The sequence below is a fragment of the Rhizobium mongolense USDA 1844 genome (assembly GCF_000419765.1).
Lineage (GTDB): Bacteria > Pseudomonadota > Alphaproteobacteria > Rhizobiales > Rhizobiaceae > Rhizobium > Rhizobium mongolense.
In genome coordinates this window covers 1-16,433 of record NZ_ATTQ01000019.1, presented here as the reverse complement: position 1 = coordinate 16,433, position 16,433 = coordinate 1, and the positions used below count along the sequence as shown (strand labels likewise).

Sequence of the window (16,433 nt, the reverse complement as noted above, 5' to 3'; positions counted from 1 at the left end):
GCATGACAGTTCAGATCAGAAGACCTTGGAGAACTGGTCAATGTTCGAAGCGTTGTAGACGAACGGATCTGCCATCGCGGCCTCGCCGTTGTCGCCAACCTTGATCTTGCCCATGCGGCCAGCTTCGATTTCGCTGCCTGGCTTGCCGTCCGAGTCACCCTTGACGAGGTGATAGGCGATCTGCGTGGCCGAATAGCCGAGGTCGATCGGGTTCCAGATGGCGAATTCTTTCGTCGCGCCTGACTTGATCGCACCGGCCATTTCGGACGGCAGGCCGAGACCCGTGACATAGACCTTGCCGACAAGGCCCTTGTCCTCGACGACCTTGGAGGCAGCCAGGATGCCGACCGTCGTCGGAGCGACGATGACCTTGACGTTCGGGTTGGACTTCAAGAGGCCCTCGGCTTCACGATAGGATTTGTCCGAAAGGTCGTCGCCGTAAACGGTGGTGACGAGGTTGAGGCCCGGAAAGTCCTTGAGCTGCTTCTTCATCTCCCCGATCCAGATGTTCTGGTTCGTCGCCGTCGAAGTAGCGGAGAGGATTGCGAAGTCACCCTTGCCGCCTTCGAGGTGATCCTTGGCGAGCGTCAAGCACATCTTGCCGATCAGCTCGTTGGACGATGGATTGAGTTGCAGGATGCGACCTTCAGGCGCAACACCGGAATCCCAGGAGACGACCTTGATGCCGCGCTGGGCCGCTTTCTTCAGGGCTGGGACGACGGCATCCGGGTCGTTCGCCGAAATCGCGATGGCATCGACGCCCTGTGCGATCAGCGAGTTGATGACTTCGATCTGGCCTTCGGCCGTCGGCGCCGTCGGGCCGGTATAGATCACTTCGACGCCACCGAGCTCCTTGGCGGCTTCCTGGGCGCCCTTGTTGGCTGCGTCGAAGAAGCCGTTGCCGAGGGACTTGACGACGAGGCCGATCTTCATGTCGGCAGCACTTGCTGTGCCTGCCATCATGGCGACGGCGAGTGCGACGCCCACCGCGAGTTTCTTTGCAAGTTTCATGCTTTCATCCTCCCACGTTGATTAAGACTAACTACACCTGGCCGGCGCTTCTCAGGCGACCGACGAGGAATCCTCCTTCACCGATTGCAGGCCGGCGCTCGCAACGACGAGCTTGATGCCTGCATCCTCGATCATCCTGGCGCAATCTTCCTGGATGCCGTCATCGGTGATGATCGTCGAAACACGGTCGAGCGGGCACAGAATGAGGCTCGACCGGCGGCGGAACTTGCTGGAATCGACCATCACGACGAGTTCGTCGGCCTGATGCATCAGCTTCTGTTCGCTTTGAATGATCTGCGCGTCGGCTTCCATAATGCCGAGCGGGCCGACGCCCTGGGCCCCGATGAAAAAACGGCGTGCATAGAAATTGCGGATGGCGTCATTGTCGAAGGGCGACAGAATGAGGCTCTGTTCACGGTAGATCACACCGCCCGGCACCGTCACCGTGTTCTTGGAATGTTTTACCAGATGTTCGGCGATCGCGAACGAATTGGTCATGACCTGCATGCGGTGCGCCGACATGAAGTGTACCATCTGAAACGTCGTCGTGCCGCCATTGATGATGATCGCATCGCCCGGGTCGCATAGATCCACGGCGGCGCGCGCAATTGCGCGTTTTTTATCGATATTGACTGATTCTGAAACTTTAAAGGGACGTCCCGCAAGGTTGCCGAGCTGCGGCGGATGGACGGCTTCTGCGCCGCCGCGCACGCGCCGGATCTTGCCCTGCACATGGAGAGCCGCGATGTCACGCCGGATCGTGGCCTCGGAAGCTTCGGTGAGCTCAGCAATATCCTGGATCGTGACGACCGACTTTTCCTGGACGGCGCTCAGGATAATGCGATGGCGTTCGCGTTCGTGCATTTGGCTCCTCCCTGTCCTTATTTATTTCGCATCCATTAAAAGCTGTCAATCAAAAACGATCAAGAAATATCATATTGCGCTGCACAATAACTGTTTTTGATGGTTTTTGATTGACAATATGCGTTTTGATGAGCGATACCATCAGCGGATACAGCGTGGCTTTCGTCTGCGCATAAGGCACACAAGGGAGGATGACATGGCGGCCACCGTCCGGCTTCTTGAAAACCGTTGGGATGATTCTTACGCAGCAGGGCTCGATGAACCCGGTAAGCTGCTTTACCGCTCGAACCTCCTTGGCGCTGACAAGCGCATCACCAATTACGGCGGCGGCAATACTTCGGCAAAGGTGATGGAAACGGATCCACTGACCGGCGAGAAGGTCAAGGTTCTTTGGGTCAAGGGATCTGGCGGCGATGTCGGGACCATTAAGCTCGACGGCTTTGCGACGCTCTATCAGGACAAGCTTGATTCGCTTAAGGGCATCTATAAGGGCGTCGACGACGAAGATCGCATGGTCGGCTTTTTGCCGCATTGCACCTTCAACCTGAATTCCCGCGCCGCCTCGATCGACACGCCGCTGCATGGATTTGTGCCCTTCACACATGTCGACCACATGCATCCGGACGCCATCATCGCGATCGCTGCAGCCAAGAATTCCAGGGAACTGACGAAGCAGGTCTTTGGCAAGGAGATCGGCTGGCTGCCCTGGCGCCGCCCGGGTTTCCAGCTCGGTCTCGATCTTGAAGCATTCGTCAAGGCGAACCCGGATGCCAAGGGTGTCGTCCTCGAAAGCCACGGTCTTTTCACCTGGGCGAACGATGCCAGGGCCTGCTACGAGCTGACGCTCGCCATTATCAACAAGGCAATCGAATGGTTCGCCCAGCAGACTGAAGGCAAGAAGATCTTCGGCGGCCAGGCGACCCAGAGCCTGCCGGTGGCTGAACGCCGGGCCATCGCTGCCCGCCTGATGCCGGAAATCCGCGGGCGGATCGGCAAGCAGGAGCGCAAGCTTGGCCATTTCGACGATCAGGATGGCGTGCTCGAATTTGTCAACTCGAAGGATCTCCGCTCCCTCGGCGCGCTCGGTACCAGCTGCCCGGACCACTTCCTGCGTACCAAGATCCGCCCACTGATCCTCGACTTCGACCCGGCAAAACCTGACGTAGAGTCGATCGTTGCCGGTCTCGACAAGGCGCTGGAAGACTATCGTGTCGATTACGCGCGCTATTACAATGACTGCAAGCACGGCAATTCACCGGCGATGCGAGATGCCAATCCGGTCATTTTCCTCATCCCGGGCGTCGGCATGCTGTCCTTTGCCCGCGACAAGGCAACGGCCCGCATCGCGAGCGAATTTTACGTCAACGCCATCAACGTGATGCGCGGTGCGTCGACGGTCTCCGAATATCAGGGTCTGCCTGAACAGGAAGCCTTCGATATTGAATACTGGCTCTTGGAAGAGGCAAAGCTGCAGCGCATGCCGAAGCCGAAGAGCCTTGCCGGAAAGGTGGCCTTTGTCACCGGCGGTGCCGGCGGCATCGGCCGTGCGACGGCGGCCCGTCTGGTAGGCGAGGGTGCCTGCGTGGTGCTTGCCGATATCGATCAGTCGGCACTGGAGGCGACGGAAGCCGATTTCGTGAAGAAGTACGGTGCGGATGCGGTACGCAGCGTGAAGCTCGACGTCACCAAGGAAGATGCCGTGGTCTCGTCCTTTGCTGAATCCTGCGTCGAGTTCGGCGGCATCGACATCCTCGTTTCGAACGCCGGTATTGCGTCGTCAGCGCCCATCGAAAACACCGAGCTTTCGATGTGGAATAAGAATATCGATATTCTGGCGACCGGCTATTTCCTGGTTTCGCGCGAAGCCTTCCGCCTGTTCCGCCGTCAGGACCTCGGCGGCAACGTTGTGTTCGTCGCTTCCAAGAACGGCCTTGCCTCCTCGCCGAATGCGGCTGCCTATTGCACGGCGAAGGCCGCGGAGATCCATTTGGCCCGCTGCCTGGCGCTGGAGGGGGCAGACGCAGGCATTCGCGTGAACACCGTGAACCCGGATGCGGTGCTGCGCGGCTCGAAGATCTGGAACGGCGAGTGGCGCGAACAGCGTGCGGCCTCTTCGAAGATCGAAGTGGACGACCTGGAGGAACACTACCGCAAGCGCTCTATGCTGAAGCTCAACGTCTTTCCCGAAGATATCGCCGAGGCGATCTATTTCCTCGCGTCGGATCTTTCGGCGAAATCCACCGGCAACATCATCAATGTGGATGCCGGCAACGCCCAGAGTTTCCCGCGCTAGGATCTACTTGCGGAGTATCACCCAAATGGCATGGATGATCCCGGGCACGTAGCCGCAAAGCGTCAGTAGGATATTGAGCCAGAAATGCAGACCGAGCCCGACCTGCAGGAAGACACCGAGTGGCGGCAGGATGATCGCGAGAAGGATGCGGATGACGTCCACTAGCGCCTCTTTGGTGGGTGAGGAATAGAGCAATACAACGCAGAACAGGGCCTATGGTTCGTGTTTTCAGGGAGGATTTGATGGCCGAGTTTAAGATTGCGCAGCATATAATTGCCGAGGAAAATGCCAAGCGCGCGGCGGCTCTCAAGGCCGATTACGACGCGCTCGGCGCAAATCTTGGACGCCGCGGCGTTGATATCGACGCCATTACGACGAAGGTCGCAGCATTCTTCGTGGCTGTTCCTTCGTGGGGCGTCGGAACGGGTGGCACACGCTTTGCCCGCTTTCCCGGCACCGGCGAACCACGTGGCATCTTTGACAAGCTGGACGACTGCGCCGTCATTCATCAGTTGACGCAGGCAACGCCGACCGTTTCGCTTCACATCCCCTGGGATAAGGCTGATGCCGGCGAGTTAAGGGCCAAAGGCGATGCGCTCGGTCTTAGCTTCGATGCAATGAATTCCAACACGTTCTCAGACGCGCCGGGTCAGAAGCGCTCTTATAAATATGGCTCGCTCAGCCATACGGACGCCGCGACGCGACAGCAGGCCATCGAGCACAATCTGGAATGCATCGAGATTGGCAAGGCGCTCGGCTCAAAGGCGCTGACGGTCTGGATCGGCGACGGCTCGAATTTCCCAGGCCAGAGCAATTTTACCAAGGCCTTCGAGCGCTATCTTGCGGCGATGGCGGAGATCTACAAGGGGCTGCCCGACGACTGGCGGCTGTTTTCCGAGCACAAGATGTACGAGCCGGCCTTCTATTCGACCGTCGTGCAGGACTGGGGCACGAACTATCTGATCGCGCAGACACTCGGGCCGAAAGCCCAGTGCCTCGTCGATCTCGGTCATCATGCCCCGAACACCAACATCGAGATGATCGTCGCCAGGCTGATTCAGTTTGGCAAGCTTGGTGGTTTCCACTTCAACGATTCGAAATATGGTGACGATGACCTCGATGCCGGTGCAATCGAGCCTTACCGTCTATTCCTCGTCTTCAATGAGCTGGTCGATGCCGAGTATCGCGGGGTGAAGGGCTTCCATCCGGCTCACATGATCGATCAGTCACATAATGTCACTGACCCGATCGAAAGCCTGATCAATAGCGCAAACGAAATCCGCCGCGCCTATGCGCAGGCCCTGATCGTCGATCGCGAGGCGCTGTCCGGCCATCAGAATGAAAATGATGCGCTGATGGCGGCGGAAACGCTGAAGCGCGCGTATCGCACCGACGTCGAGCCGATCCTCGCCGAAGCGCGTCGGCGCGCCGGCGGCGCCATTGATCCGGTCGCTGCTTATCGCGCCAGCGGCTACAGGAAAAAGGTTTCCGCCGAACGTCCGGCCTCCGTGGCTGGCGGCGGCGGTATCATCTAGGCCTCCCAAGGCGTTGTGGCCGCCGCGTTAACAGCGGCGGCCAGGGGGAGCCACTCATGGCTTCCAATCGCCGGCGATCTGGCGCGTCGCGACGTTCAGCCGGTTCCAGACATTAATGTTGGCGATGGCGATGACGAGGGCCGCAAGGCTCTTGGCGTCGTAATGGCGTGCCGCCTCGTCCCAGATTTCGTCCGGCACCGGATCGGCGCGGTCGCTGACGCGGGTGATCGCTTCGGTCAGCGCCAGGGCCGCGCGTTCTGCCGGGCTGAAATAAGGCGTCTCACGCCAGGCGGAAACGGCAAAGAGGCGTTCATCGGTCTCTCCGAGCCTGCGGGCAATGCGCGGATGACCGTCGACGCAGACGCCGCAGCCGTTGATCTGGCTGGCGCGCAGGTTGACGAGCTCGAGCAGCTTCGGCGAAAGGCCGCACTTTTGGGCAATATTCCCGAAAGCGAGCAGCGCCTGCATGGCTTCAGGGATGACGACGGCCGGATTTCCCATTCTCGATTGCATGATATGTCTCCTGCTATGTTTCAGCGAATGACGCCGCCGGCCACTTGTCTGTCACATCGGCCGGAATTCGTTCGTCATGGTGGTGACGTAACGCGATGAAGGAATGTGACCGATGGACGAGAAAAAAATTCTGGCCGGCGAATTCGAGGCCAACCGCGCGCACCTGAAGACTGTCGCCTACCGCATGCTCGGCTCGCGTGCGGAGGCGGAGGATGCGGTGCAGGAGGCATGGCTCAGGCTCGGCCGCGCGGACACAAGCGAGGTTGGCAATCTCGGCGGCTGGCTGACGACGGTCGTGGCGCGCATCTGTCTCGATATGCTGCGCTCCAGGAAATCCCGGCGCGAAGAACCGCTCGATCCGCCGGTGCATGAAAAGATCGCCGATACCGCGAAGTCCGCCGACCCCGAGCAGGAGATCGTGCTGGCGGACTCCGTCGGCGTCGCGCTGCTCGTCGTGCTGGAACAGCTTGCGCCGGCAGAGCGTGTCGCCTTTGTACTGCATGACATGTTCGATCTGCACTTTGACGAGATTGCGCCCGTCATCAGCCGCACACCGGAAGCAACCCGCCAGCTCGCAAGCCGCGCCCGCCGCCGCGTGCAGGGGACGACCGAGGCCCCCGAGGCCGGCATCGAGCATAGGAAAGAGGTCGTCCGGGCGTTCCTGGCCGCCTCGCGCGACGGTAATTTCCAGGCGTTGCTTGCTGTTCTTCATCCCGATGTTGTCTTCGCGCCTGATGCGACGGCCGCTCGTTTCGGACATGCCGGCGCACTGCGCGGCGCGCAGGCGGTTGCAACGACATTCAACGGGAGGGCGCGCGGCGCGCTGCCGGCTTTCGTAGACGGCGGCTTCGGTTTCATCGTTCGCATCGAGGATCAACTGCGCATCGTCGTCAAAATCGGTTTCGATGGCGAGAAGATCGCCACGATCGAGGCGATCGCCGATCCCGATCAAATTGAGCGGATCAAATACCGCCTGTTCGACCGATAGGTCAGCCCGACTTACGACGGCGCGCGCAGCAGCAGAACTTAGCGCGCCTTCTCATTTCCGAGCATAGGTCCACATTCCCGGTTGACAGGACCACTATGGCCGATATTCTATTATAAAGACTTATATAACATAAATATGGAACAACAAATCGGGAGCATGAAATGAAGACGCTAGTCGCATTCCTTCTCGGCACGGCAATCGTCGCCTTGCCGACCACGCTGATGGCGCAGGAAAAAGGCGGTATCATCAATGTGGCGACGATCGGCGAGCCGCCGACGCTTGATCCGATGTCCTCGACTGCCGACCTCGTCGGGATCGTCACGCAGCACATCTTCGAGACGCTCTATACCTTCGACAAGAAATGGAACGTCACACCGCTTCTGGCTGAAAGCCTGCCCGATATCAGCGGAGACGGCAAAAGCTACACGATCAAGCTGCGCACCGGCATCAAGTTCCACGACAACAGCGACATGACGTCGGAAGATGTCGTTGCATCGCTCACCCGCTGGACAAAGATCGCCTCGCGCGGCAAGCAGGCTGCAGGCTTCATCGAAGCGATCGCTGCAGTCGATCCGGCAACCGTCAAGATCACCCTGAGACAGCCCTATGCGCCGCTGACCTCCCTGCTTGCCTTCAACAATTCCGCTGCAATCATCATTCCTTCCGACAAGCAGGACGAGCCGATGAAGGAATTCATCGGAACCGGCCCCTACATGCTGAAGGAGCGCAAGGCCGACCAGTATATTCAGCTTGTTCGCTTTAGCGGCTACAAGTCACGCGATGGCGAGAGCGATGGCTATGGCGGCGCGCGTCACCAGTATCTCGATGAAATCCGTTTCGTTCCGGTGCCGGATCCAAATACCCGCGTCGAGGCTGCCGTCTCCGGCCAGTATGACTATGTCGATTCCATCCCGGTCGAATCCTTCGACAAGCTGAAGGCATCGACGGCCTCGCAGCCGATCATCCTCAAGCCCTTCGGCTATCCGGTCTTCGTCTTCAACACCAAGGAGGGCATTGCAAAGAACATCGAGGTCCGCAAGGCGATCCGCCAGGCCCTCAGCATGGAGGACATGCTGGCCGCTGCCTTCGGCAGCACGGATTTCTACACGCTGGACGGCGATATCTATCCGGAAGCCTATTCCTGGCACACGGATGCCGGCGTTGAAGGCAATTACAATGTTGCAAAGCCCGAAGAGGCTGCCGAAGCCTTAAAGAAGACGGGCTACAACGGCGAACCGCTGCGTATCCTCACCAGCCGTCAGTACGAATTCCACTACAAGATGGCGCAGGTTGCAGCGGAGTATCTGAAGCTCGCGGGCTTTACCGTCGACATGCAGGTCGTCGATTGGGCGACGCTGACGCAGCGCCGCGCCGATCCGAAGCTCTGGGACATTTATATCAGCCACAGCCCGTTCCTGCCGGAGCCGGCGCTGATCGGCTCGCTCTCGACCAGCTCGCCGGGCTGGTGGGATACGCCTGCCCGCAAGGCAGCCGTCGATGCCTTCACCTCTGAAGTCGATTCTGCCAAGCGCATCGAACTCTGGGCCAATGTCCAAAAAGCGATCTATGACGATGCGCCCTTCATGAAGATCGGCGACTTCAACGCCGTCTCGGCGGAATCGAACAAGCTCGAAGGCGTCGATCCGGCTCCGTGGCCGTACTTCTGGAACGCTTCGATCAAGAAGTGACGATTGATCCTCGGGATGCCGGTCCTGCGGGCCGGTATCTCTCTTCGACGGTGCCCGGCTGGGCATAGGGACCGCATTTCAATGATCCGTTACATCCTCCAGCGCCTCTTCGGCATGATCGTTGTGATGTTCCTCGTCGTCACGATTGTCTTTGTCATCGTGCGCGTGACGCCAGGTGATCCGGCAGCCGTCATGCTGGGGCCAGACGCAACGCCTCAGGATATCGCCGAGCTTCGCGGTCGTCTCGGGCTCGATCAGTCGCTCCTGGTGCAATATGTCTATTATATCAGCCAGCTCCTGAGAGGCGACCTCGGGCAATCGATCTTCTTGAACATGCCGGTCACCGCAGCCCTTCTAGACCGCGCCGAGCCGACCTTTTTCCTGACGGTGTTCTCGCTGGCGATCGCCTGCGTCATCGCGCTGCCGATCGGCATTTATGCTGCCTATCGCCGCGGTTCGTTCGTCGATCAGGCGGCCACGACGCTTGCAATGTTTGCGGCAAGCATTCCGAGCTTTTGGCTCGGCCTGATTCTGATGCAGTTCTTCGCCGTGCGCTTCAACTTCTTTCCGGTTTCGGGCTATGGCGGTCCGGGCGCGAACTTCTTTGGGCGAATGTATCACCTGACGTTGCCAGCCTTTGCGCTCGGTATTGTTTCCTCGGCGCTGATCTTGCGTTTCACACGTGCCTCGATGCTTGATGTGCTCGGCGACGACTATATCCGCACGGCACGCGCCAAAGGCCTGATCGAACGCCGGGTGATCCTCAAGCACGCGCTCAAGAACGCGCTGATCCCGATCCTGACCGTTATCGGGTTGACTGCGGCGGTCTTGATTTCAGGCGCGGTCGTGACCGAAACGGTCTTCGGCCTTCCAGGTGTCGGCAATCTTGTCGTCTCGGCGGTCCTTCGTCGCGATTACCCGGTCATCCAAGGAGCGCTGCTCATCATTGCAGCCCTCTACGTGCTGATCAATTTTGCGATCGACATGCTCTATCTTCTGGTCGATCCGAGGGTGCGCTACTGATGACGGATATTACAACACGGCCCGCCTTAAGCGAGGGCAGCAAGTTTCTCCGGCGTTTCCTGAAGCGCAAGACCGTTGCCTTCGGCGTGCTCATCCTCACAATCTTCGTGCTCTTGGCAATCCTTGCTCCATGGGTCACTCCTTATTCACCCTCCAAGCTTTCGATCGTCAACCGGCTGAAGCCGCCGAGCGGAATGTTCTTCTTCGGAACAGATGAATTCGGCCGCGACGTCTTCTCGCGCACGATCTTTGCCGGGCGCCTGTCGCTGCTCGTCGGCGCTGCCGTCGTCGTGCTTTCGGCGTTGATCGGGGTGAGCCTGGGTCTGCTTGCCGGCTTCTTCAAGCAATTCGACACGCCAATCGCCCGGCTGATCGACGCGATGATGGCCTTTCCGGACATTCTGTTGGCGATCGCGTTGGTCGCGGCCCTTGGACCGTCGCTAACCACGGTCATCATCGCGTTGTCGATCGTCTATTCGCCACGTCTTGCGCGTATTGTCCGTGCATCGACGCTGGTCATCCGCGAACTGCCCTATGTCGAGGCCGCGCAAGCGCTCGGGATTTCAACCTTCCACATCATGACCCGGCATGTCCTGCGCAATCTGCTTTCGCCGATCCTGGTGCAAGGCACCTTCCTCTTTGCCAGCGCCATGCTGGCTGAAGCCGGCCTTTCCTTCCTCGGCCTTGGCGTCAGCCCCGAAATTCCGACCTGGGGAACGATGATCGCCGCCGGGCGGCAGTATATCGGCCAGGCCGACTGGATGACGCTGTTTCCGGGCGTCGCCATCGTTCTTTCTGTGCTCTCACTGCAGATGGTCGGCGACGGGCTGCGCGACATGCTCGATCCAAAACTTCGAAAGGACCTTTGAATGACCGGGGAACAAGGGCGCGAGCCGCTCCTCCTCACCAATGTGAGGCCTATGGCCTTTGGTGCTGAAATCTCAAGCAGTGCCGTTGACATCCTCATCGACGGCAACGGCCGGATCGCACAGGTCGGTCCGCAGCTTTCAGTCTCTCAGGAGATGATCTGCGTCGATGGCAAGGGCGCCTGGATTTCACCGGGCTGGGTCGATCTCCACGTCCATATCTGGCACGGCGGCACCGATATCTCGGTCCGTCCGTCCGAATGCGGTGCCGAGCGCGGCGTAACCACCCTGGTCGATGCGGGTTCTGCCGGTGAAGCCAATTTCCACGGTTTCCGCGAATATATCATCGAGCCATCGCGCGAGCGCATCAAAGCCTTCCTGAACCTCGGTTCGATCGGTCTCGTCGCCTGCAACCGCGTCGCCGAATTGCGGGACATTCGCGACATTGATCTCGACCGCATCCTTGAATGCTATGCTGAAAACAGCGAGCACATCGTCGGCATCAAAGTGCGCGCCAGCCACGTCATCACCGGCTCGTGGGGTGTGACGCCGGTAAAGCTCGGCAAGAAGATCTCCAAGATCCTCAAGGTTCCGATGATGGTGCATGTCGGCGAGCCACCGGCTCTTTATGATGAAGTGCTGGAGATCCTGGGTCCCGGTGACGTCATCACGCATTGCTTCAACGGCAAGGCCGGTTCGAGCATCATGGAAGACGAGGACCTTTTCGATCTCGCGCAGCGTTGCGCGGGCGAGGGCATCCGCCTCGACATCGGCCATGGCGGCGCCTCCTTCTCCTTCAAGGTCGCGGAAGCCGCAATCAAGCGCGGCCTCTTGCCCTTCTCGATCTCGACGGACCTGCATGGCCATTCGATGAATTTTCCGGTTTGGGATCTGGCGACGACCATGTCGAAGCTGCTTTGCGTCGGCATGCCTTTCGACAAGGTGGTGGCAGCGGTCACGCATGCGCCTGCCTCCGTCATCAAGCTTTCGATGGAAAACCGGCTTGCCGTCGGACAGCGCGCCGACTTCACGGTCTTCGATCTCGTCGATTCCGATGTCGAAGCGACCGATTCCAACGGCGACGTTTCCGTTCTTAAGAAGCTGTTCGAGCCTCGCTATGCGGTGATCGGCAGCGAGGCCATTGCCGCAAGCCGTTACATTCCGCGTGCCCGTAGGCTCGTGCGCCACAGCCACGGTTATTCCTACCGCTAAAAGCCAGAACAGAAATCCGCATGACAGGAGTTTGCGTGAACATGTCTCCAGCCAACGCCAAGCCGGCAAGCTCGCCTTATGAAAGGCTTGCCGCGCTCGGTATAGAGCTTCCCCCCGCGCCGCCGCCGATCGCCCATTTCGTGACGCATGTGCTGGAGGGTAATATTCTCTACCTCTCCGGTCAGGGGCCGCGCGAGGCCGATGGCTTTCTTTATTCTGGCAAGGTCGGCGCTGAAATCGGCGTCGAGGATGCCTATAGACATGCGCGGCTCACCGGCATCAATCTCCTTGCCGTCATGCATGATGCGCTTGGCGATCTTTCCCGGGTAAAGCGCGTCGTGAAGCTGCTCGGCATGGTCAATGCCGTACCCCAGTTTGCAGACCATCCAAGCGTCATCAATGGATGCTCGGATCTCTTCGTCGACGTTTTTGGGGAAGACACCGGCAGTCATGCCCGTTCGGCGGTTGGCTTCGGCTCGCTGCCGGGTAACATCACTGTCGAAATCGAGGCGATTATCGCCTTGCGTGATTGAAGAGGGGAAAGCCTAGTGGTTGCGCCAGCCCATGATCTTTTCGATGCGTTCGGCCGATGTCCGCACATGCGCGGTATAGTGGTTCTCGTCGGAAAAAGCCTTTTGTTCTGGAAGGACAATGGAAATGGTCGCGACGCATTGGCCATCTCTGTCGCAGATCGGCGAAGCGATGCAGGCGACCGCATAGTCGGACTCGCCAGCCTGGATCGACAGGCGGGACTGAAATGCCGCACCCGCCGAGGCGGAAAGCACGCCGGGGTCCATCTCGGCGCGGCCGGTCGGCGAGGATTTGGCGCAGCGCTTGAAAAGCTCGATGCGCTCCTCTTGCGGCAGGTGGCCGACAAGCAGGCGGCCGGATGCGGTCCAGTTCAGCGGAACGCGTGTGCCGACACGCGAAGCGACCTGGAAATGGCTCGGGCCGTCGGCCATGGCAAGCACAAGCATATAGTCGCCGTCGCGGCCGCAAACCTGAACGGTTTCGCCCACCTGGCGGCAAAGATCGTGCATCTCATGCGTCGCGACGCTCATGAAATCGAGCGAGCGGGCATAGGCAAGGCCGTAATGGTAGAGCCGCGGACCAAGCCAGATCGTGCCGTCGCCATTGCGCGTCAGCATGTTCTTTTCGACCAGATCATCAACGATGACGTAGACGGTCGAGAGCGGCGCCTTCACAGCCTTGGCGATTGCATAGACTCCCGTCGGAGAGCCAGTTTCGTAGAGGTGATCAATGACCTGCAGCGCGCGGTCGATACCGCTCACCCGCGAGCGACGTGCGCCCTTGCCGGGTTCTTCAATAGGTGCCTCGTCTTCGGAGTAAACTACTGATGATGTCTTGCCGTCCAATTCCACGCTCCTCGTATGCGGGCATGAGTCTATTACATTACTATGGGATAGCCGTCGAGGATACAAGCTGCAACACTCGCCATCTCGCCATTCAATCTGGAGATACACATGTCTGATGACATTCGCGCGTCGATCGGCCTTCGTCCGGTCATCAACGTTTCCGGCACGATGACCAGCCTCGGCGCATCAATCGTCGTCCCCGAGGCAATCGCGGCCATGTCGTCGATCCTGCCGCAATTTGTCGAAATCAACGATCTGCAGCGCAAGGCCAGCGCCGTTATTGCCCGGTTGACGGGTGCGGAAGCCGGTTTCGTGACGGCATCCTGCTCAGCGGGCATTTCCCTGGCCGTCGCAGGTGCCATCACCGGCAATAACCTGCTGGCGATCGAGAAACTGCCGGATGTGACGCCAGAAAAGAACGAGGTTCTGGTGCAGATGGGCCATGTTGTGAGCTATGGCGCACCCGTCGATCAGGCGATCCGCCTTGCTGGCGCCAAGGCGGTGCTGATCGGTCAGGCGACATCGACCCATCGTTTTCACATGGAGAATGCAATCACCGAAAGGACGGCTGCGGTCGTCTACGTCGTGTCGCACCACGTCGTCGACTATGGCCTTCTGAACCTCAAGGAATTCGTCGAGATCGCCCACGCCAAGGGCGTGCCGGTCATCGTCGATGCGGCGTCGGAGTACGATCTGCGTGTTTTCCTGGAGCAGGGCGCGGATATCGCGCTCTATTCCGGTCACAAATTCCTCGGTGGTCCGACCTCCGGCATCGTCGCCGGCAAAAAGGAACTGGTGCGCAACGCCTTCCTGCAGAACATGGGCATCGGCCGCGGCATGAAGGTCGGCAAGGAAAGCATTTTCGGCGTCATGGCCGCCCTGGAAGCTTGGGAAAAGCGTGACCACGCCGGCATTCGCGAGCGCGAAACGGGCTACCTCAATCTCTGGAAGCAGATGCTGGACGACCGCCCCGGCGTAACTGCGCTGCGCGAACCCGATCCGACCAAGAATCCGCTTGATCGCCTGCGCGTCATCCTCAAACCGGAGGAAACCCATATCACCGCCTGGGATTTGGCCGACGCGCTGGCGCGCGGGACGCCGCCGATCATCGTTCGCGACCACGAAGTCGAGCATCAGTATTTCTATCTCGACCCCTGCAATCTGCACCCAGGCGAGGAAAAGATCGTTGCAAGCCGCTTGGCCGAAGAACTGGACAAGGCGCGCGCCTCCAACGAGATCATCGCAACGCCTATCGAAAACCGCGGCAAGCGCCGGTTCGACGCTGTATTGCGCTGGCCGGATTGATCTTCCCGGCTTTTAGGCATCCAAGAGGAATCGAACATGGCAGGCTTTCAGGCGCAGGCGATCCAGCAGGTAGAACCCGTTCTCTCCGTCGAGAATCTCACGACATCGTTTCTGGTCGAGGGAGAGTGGAAGCCTGTCGTCCGCGATGTTTCCTTTCGCGTGGCGCCGGGTGAAACGGTTGCAATCGTGGGCGAAAGCGGCTCCGGCAAGAGCGTCACATCGCTGTCGATCATGCGGCTGCTACAGCCGGATACGAGCCGGATCGAAGGCAAGATCATGCTTGGAGACCGCAATCTGCTGGCGCTTCCGGAAAGTGCCATGCGGCAGGTGCGCGGCAATGACGTCTCGATGATCTTTCAGGAGCCGATGACGAGCCTCAACCCGCTCTTTACGATCGGCGACCAGATTTCCGAAGCGCTGCTTTGCCATTCGGCCATGTCGAAGACCGAAGCGCGAGCCGAAGTGATCCGGCTTCTGGAAAAGGTCCGCATTTCCTCCGCGGCCTCGCGTTTCGACGAATATCCGCACCGTTTTTCCGGAGGCATGCGCCAGCGTGTGATGATTGCCATGGCACTTGCCTCCAAACCGAAGCTGCTGATTGCCGACGAACCCACTACGGCGCTCGACGTTACCATCCAGGGGCAAATCCTCGATCTCATCAAGATGCTGCAGGAGGAGGAAGGAACCTCTGTTCTCTTCATCACCCACGACATGGGCGTCGTTGCCGAAATAGCCGACAGAACTGTGGTGATGTATCGCGGCGAGCAAGTTGAAACGGGGGCGACGGCCGACATCTTCCATCGCGGCCGCCACCCCTACACGCGCGCGCTGCTTTCCGCCGTGCCGGTGCTGGGCTCAATGCAGGGGCACGAAAGGCCGCTGCGCTTTCCCGTCGTCAATGCAGCGACAGGCGAATGCGACGTTCCGGTGGAGGTCGGCGACACGGTTGCTACTTCAGCAAGGCCGGTCTTGGAGGTGAGGAACCTCACCAAGCGCTTTGATATCCACTCTGGTTTCTTCGGCCGCTTGACTGGACGCGTGCATGCCGTTGAAAACGTTTCCTTCGATCTCTTTGCCGGTGAGACGCTGTCTTTGGTCGGCGAATCCGGCTGCGGAAAATCGACGACTGGCCGCGCCATAATGCGGCTGATCGAACCGCAGAGCGGGTCTGTGAAGGCCGAGGGCAGGGACGTGCTGGCACTCGACAAGAACGGGATGCGCGAGATGCGCAAGACCGTGCAAATGATCTTTCAGGATCCGTTCGCCAGCCTCAATCCGCGAATCCGCGTCGGTGCGGCGATCGCCGAGCCTTATCTTGAACACAAAATGGGAACGGCAAAGCAGGCCAAAGAGAAGGTCGCCGACCTTCTGGAAAAGGTCGGTCTTTCAACCGATATGGCGTCGCGCTTTCCGCACGAGTTCTCCGGCGGTCAGCGTCAGCGCATCTGCATTGCCCGGGCGCTGGCGCTCGATCCGAAGGTGATCGTCGCCGATGAAAGCGTCTCGGCGCTCGACGTCTCGATCAAGGCGCAGGTCATCAATCTGATGCTGGACCTGCAGCAGAGCCTCAACCTCGCCTTCCTGTTCATCTCGCATGACATGGCCGTCGTCGAACGCGTCAGCCACCGTGTTGCGGTCATGTATCTCGGTGAGATCGTCGAGATCGGCCCGCGTGCTGCCATCTTCGGCAACCCGCAGCACCCTTATACGAAGACGCTGATGGCGGCCGTTCCCGTGCCCGATCCGGATCGCCGGCGCG

Annotated in this window: 15 protein-coding genes; 10 read left to right on the top strand and 5 right to left on the bottom strand. The window is 59.6% G+C overall.

What is annotated here, in order from left to right:
• Positions 1–15: 15 nt before the first annotated feature.
• The gene (rhaS, locus tag A3C3_RS0127965) at positions 16–1,011 is read right to left on the bottom strand and encodes a rhamnose ABC transporter substrate-binding protein (RefSeq protein ID WP_022717879.1); all 996 of its coding nucleotides are present in this window, start codon (positions 1,009–1,011) and stop codon (positions 16–18) included.
• Between the two features lie 51 nt (positions 1,012–1,062).
• Positions 1,063–1,875 (bottom strand): DeoR/GlpR family DNA-binding transcription regulator, encoded by an 813-nt coding sequence (locus A3C3_RS0127960; protein WP_022717878.1) that lies wholly within the window; start codon positions 1,873–1,875, stop codon positions 1,063–1,065.
• 196 nt (positions 1,876–2,071) lie between these two features.
• Between A3C3_RS0127960 and A3C3_RS0127955 the strand changes: the two genes are divergently transcribed.
• Complete coding sequence (locus A3C3_RS0127955; RefSeq protein WP_022717877.1) at positions 2,072–4,168, top strand: bifunctional rhamnulose-1-phosphate aldolase/short-chain dehydrogenase; 2,097 nt, start codon at positions 2,072–2,074, stop codon at positions 4,166–4,168.
• A gap of 3 nt (positions 4,169–4,171) precedes the next feature.
• On the opposite strand, the gene A3C3_RS39435 is transcribed toward A3C3_RS0127955, so the two are convergent.
• A complete protein-coding gene (locus tag A3C3_RS39435; protein ID WP_033419851.1) occupies positions 4,172–4,330 on the bottom strand; it encodes a YqaE/Pmp3 family membrane protein in 159 nt (52 codons plus the stop codon).
• 80 nt (positions 4,331–4,410) lie between these two features.
• Here A3C3_RS39435 and rhaI point away from each other — a divergent pair, with 80 nt between their 5' ends.
• Entirely contained in the window at positions 4,411–5,703 is a 1,293-nt protein-coding gene (gene rhaI, locus A3C3_RS0127945; protein ID WP_022717875.1) for an L-rhamnose catabolism isomerase, read from the top strand.
• 54 nt (positions 5,704–5,757) lie between these two features.
• Here rhaI and A3C3_RS0127940 read toward each other — a convergent pair whose 3' ends face one another.
• Entirely contained in the window at positions 5,758–6,216 is a 459-nt protein-coding gene (locus A3C3_RS0127940) for a carboxymuconolactone decarboxylase family protein (RefSeq protein ID WP_022717874.1), read from the bottom strand.
• Between the two features lie 112 nt (positions 6,217–6,328).
• Between A3C3_RS0127940 and A3C3_RS0127935 the strand changes: the two genes are divergently transcribed.
• The 6 genes from A3C3_RS0127935 (at position 6,329) to A3C3_RS0127910 (ending at position 12,526) form a co-directional block, all read left to right on the top strand.
• Complete coding sequence (locus A3C3_RS0127935; protein ID WP_022717873.1) at positions 6,329–7,204, top strand: sigma-70 family RNA polymerase sigma factor; 876 nt, start codon at positions 6,329–6,331, stop codon at positions 7,202–7,204.
• Positions 7,205–7,365: 161 nt separating this feature from the next.
• Positions 7,366–8,892 carry an ABC transporter substrate-binding protein gene (locus A3C3_RS0127930; RefSeq protein WP_022717872.1) on the top strand — a complete coding sequence of 509 codons (1,527 nt, stop codon included), beginning with the start codon at positions 7,366–7,368 and terminating at the stop codon, positions 8,890–8,892.
• An 81-nt stretch (positions 8,893–8,973) separates the two neighbouring features.
• Positions 8,974–9,915, top strand: a complete 942-nt coding sequence (locus A3C3_RS0127925; protein ID WP_022717871.1) for an ABC transporter permease — start codon at positions 8,974–8,976, stop codon at positions 9,913–9,915.
• Entirely contained in the window at positions 9,915–10,784 is an 870-nt protein-coding gene (locus tag A3C3_RS0127920; RefSeq protein WP_022717870.1) for an ABC transporter permease, read from the top strand. The genes A3C3_RS0127925 and A3C3_RS0127920 overlap by 1 nt, the downstream gene beginning before the upstream one ends.
• Entirely contained in the window at positions 10,785–11,993 is a 1,209-nt protein-coding gene (locus A3C3_RS0127915; RefSeq protein WP_022717869.1) for an amidohydrolase/deacetylase family metallohydrolase, read from the top strand. It begins immediately after the preceding gene.
• Between the two features lie 20 nt (positions 11,994–12,013).
• Positions 12,014–12,526, top strand: coding sequence for a RidA family protein (locus A3C3_RS0127910; RefSeq protein ID WP_084797049.1), 513 nt, complete (start codon positions 12,014–12,016; stop codon positions 12,524–12,526).
• 12 nt (positions 12,527–12,538) lie between these two features.
• Here the strand turns inward: A3C3_RS0127910 and A3C3_RS0127905 are convergent, their stop codons facing one another.
• Entirely contained in the window at positions 12,539–13,375 is an 837-nt protein-coding gene (locus A3C3_RS0127905; RefSeq protein WP_028740068.1) for an IclR family transcriptional regulator, read from the bottom strand.
• A 102-nt stretch (positions 13,376–13,477) separates the two neighbouring features.
• On the opposite strand from A3C3_RS0127905, the gene A3C3_RS0127900 reads away from it, so the two are divergent.
• Positions 13,478–14,674 carry an aminotransferase class V-fold PLP-dependent enzyme gene (locus A3C3_RS0127900; protein ID WP_022717866.1) on the top strand — a complete coding sequence of 399 codons (1,197 nt, stop codon included), beginning with the start codon at positions 13,478–13,480 and terminating at the stop codon, positions 14,672–14,674.
• 36 nt (positions 14,675–14,710) lie between these two features.
• The coding region (locus tag A3C3_RS0127895; RefSeq protein ID WP_022717865.1) for an ABC transporter ATP-binding protein at positions 14,711–16,433 on the top strand (1,723 nt) is incomplete at its 3' end.